This is a genomic window from Bowmanella yangjiangensis (assembly GCF_017255015.1).
In the GTDB taxonomy this organism is placed as follows: Bacteria; Pseudomonadota; Gammaproteobacteria; order Enterobacterales; family Alteromonadaceae; genus Bowmanella; species Bowmanella yangjiangensis.
In genome coordinates, this window is record NZ_JAFKCS010000112.1 from 1 (window position 1) to 576 (window position 576).

General features: G+C 61.1%; 1 protein-coding gene. It reads right to left on the minus strand.

The genetic code is table 11. The features are described 5' to 3' along the window. Positions 1-143: 143 nt before the first annotated feature. Positions 144-576: ParB/Srx family N-terminal domain-containing protein (locus J0A65_RS22320; protein WP_206596520.1), on the minus strand; the 433-nt coding region annotated here is incomplete at its 5' end.

Below are 576 nucleotides of genomic sequence, written 5' to 3' on the forward strand. Positions count from 1 at the left end.
AAAGTCGAGCTGAATGGCTATGGCAATGCCGCCGAAGCGCGGCAGATGATCCAGACGGCGCTGGACAACTACAAGAAGCAGAACTGAGCCGAGCAAGCGCAGAAGAAAGCCCGGCCTAGCGCCGGGCTTTTTCGCTACAGGCCTCAGCTTCCCTCGGCCAGCGCCTTCTTGTAACGGGTGGCATAGTTCAGTTTGCGTCCAGCGACCTTGTTCAGCTCCTTGCGGTCGATGGACGAGTAACCGCCCAGTTCGCGCGCCTTGAAGCCGCTGTCACCGACGATCTCGTCCGGGGCCAGGGCCACCATCTTCTTCGCGGCGGCCTCGACAGCGTCCCGGTAATCGCCACGATCACTCAGGTCATAACCTTCCAGCGGCATCACCGAGCGCAGCCAGTTACCCCAGTAGAACTCGAGAAACTCGGGGGCCACCTCTCCAGAACGCGGCTTGTCGTAAGCGACCTCGCGGGTGAAGTACACCAGCGCACGATAAGGGTCGTTGGCCAAGTGCTGGAGCCCCAGCTGAGCAGGTATCTGCTGCGGGTCGATGCTTCGCCCATTGCCATCCTTGAGCCATACC